Below are 1,868 nucleotides of genomic sequence, written 5' to 3' on the forward strand. Positions count from 1 at the left end.
TCGGACCGACCACGAGACACGCCGCTAGCACTGCGGCTGCGAGAACGCTCCGCTTGGAGCGGGTGACGCGCTTGACTGTCGGTGTCGCCACGAGAAAGTGTGTCTCCGTTCTTGCTGTTGAACCGGCCAAGTGATCAGCGCAACCGGATGGACACGATCGAACTGCACCGGTGGAACGAACTTCGGGTCCCAGCCACCCGGCTGGGCGACGATAACGTGTGGAAAACAAACCCTACCCATGAGTAGGGCCTGTCGGGGAGAAATCGAGTCGTAGAACTCGGACATTTCTCGACGATCCGGCGGCTTTGCTGGACCGACGGACTCGGCTAGGTTACGGAACGGTATCGCGAGAGTCCATTCGAGTGAGTGACGACCGACCATCTCGGCCCGAAACGACCAACAGCATCAGGCGCGCCGAAGACGGCTGCAACCTGATGCTGTCGGAAGGGGTCGATCATGGAGATCAGTAGCGACGCGCTCCATCGGAGGGCATCGAAGACACGGGAGCGACCTTCACAGGAACGCCCGATGTCGATGCATGGATGACGTTGCCGTTGCCTGCATAGATTCCGGAGTGCGAACCGCCGTAGAAGGACACGACGTCGCCCGGCTGCAGGTCCGACATGGACACTGGAGTACCGGCGGCGGCCTGGTCGTAACTGGTACGAGGAAGGCTGATTCCGGCCTGCTTGTAGGCCCACTGGACGAGACCCGAGCAATCGAACGAACTCGGACCCGCTGCGCCGTAGACGTACGGCGCACCGATCTTCGACTCAGCGGCCTGTACGGCCTTGGCTGCCGGTGTCACCTGAGGTGCCACGGGGGCAGGCGCGCCTGGCATGCCCGGGATCTCGGCAGGCAGCGGAGGAAGACCTGGGATTTCCGGAACCTCGAAAGTGCCGATTCCGGGGATGGTGATGGGAGCCGCCATTGCGGGAGCAGCGGGTAGAACGACCGCACCCGCGGCGATCGCACCTGCTACGAGAATTCGACGCATCTGACGGGTTGAAGTATGTGACGCCACGAGAAGGGGTTGCTCCGTTTCTTCCGTTCATCCGCCGACCGAGTTAGCTGACGGGTTCGGGCTGGGAAGATCAGCCCTACCCGCGTCGTCGCTTTCGCGATTCGGCGGGATTCACCCCAATAAAAATCGGGTTCCCGGTACGGGTGCTCTTGCGTGCATCCCGATTAGGCGGTGCCCTGCGACGCCACTCCGGTTTGGACTGGCGAGACTCCGCAAGGTCTCAGGAAGGTTACGAAATGGCATACCCCCGTGTCGACCCCAACGCGCCGACGAGTCGGGTCAAGTTCGATTCCGCGCTAGATCGCGCGGCGATCGCCCGCGGGGTCACGATGCGATAACGACCCATCGACGGAGGGCTCCTCACCGTCCGTCACGAGACGCAGACGCGGTACGAGACCACCCTCTGCAAGGATGTCCATCGCACCCAATTCCTCCTGGTCGAGGGCAATTCGAGGCGGCCCCGAACCGACGTGCACACCGTCCCTCGTGGGCAATCCCGGAGCCCCGAGGAGGACCGTCACAACACAGTCGGCGCACGAGATGTCGCGCACCCTGCAATCACCGCAATCGACGATCATGTGATCCTCGTCTCTTTCGTAGGTCAGCTGGCCTTTTCGGTCGCTCGTCCCGAACCTAACGGCACACTCCGACACATTTCCCTCAGCGGTCACCGCCGCTCATCACGCCGGCTTCCTGTCGGTATGCGGCGCTACCGTCCTGAGTTGTGAGCCTGCCGATCCAACTGAGCTTCGACGAACTCGACACTCCGTTGCACGAAACGACGTTCGTCGTGGTCGACCTCGAGACCACGGGGGGCAGCGCCGATACCGAGGCAATCACCGAG

General features: G+C 62.6%; 2 protein-coding genes and 1 riboswitch. Both genes read right to left on the reverse strand.

Annotated elements, in window-relative coordinates; genetic code table 11:
• Positions 1-463: 463 nt before the first annotated feature.
• Entirely contained in the window at positions 464-997 is a 534-nt protein-coding gene (locus A2J03_RS28805; protein WP_068381483.1) for a C40 family peptidase, read from the reverse strand.
• Between the two features lie 43 nt (positions 998-1,040).
• Positions 1,041-1,205, reverse strand: a riboswitch (cyclic di-AMP (ydaO/yuaA leader).
• Between the two features lie 115 nt (positions 1,206-1,320).
• A complete protein-coding gene (locus tag A2J03_RS28810; RefSeq protein ID WP_068381486.1) occupies positions 1,321-1,602 on the reverse strand; it encodes a hypothetical protein in 282 nt (93 codons plus the stop codon).
• Positions 1,603-1,868: the final 266 nt, after the last annotated feature.

It is taken from the genome of Rhodococcus sp. EPR-157 (genome assembly GCF_001647195.1).
In the GTDB taxonomy this organism is placed as follows: Bacteria; Actinomycetota; Actinomycetes; order Mycobacteriales; family Mycobacteriaceae; genus Rhodococcoides.

Excerpts from the sequence above, each read along its gene's own strand:
- A2J03_RS28805 (WP_068381483.1), bottom strand. The coding sequence starts at position 997 with ATGCGTCGAATTCTCGTAGCAGGTGCGATCGCCGCGGGTGCGGTCGTT.
- A2J03_RS28810 (WP_068381486.1), bottom strand. The coding sequence starts at position 1,602 with ATGATCGTCGATTGCGGTGATTGCAGGGTGCGCGACATCTCGTGCGCC.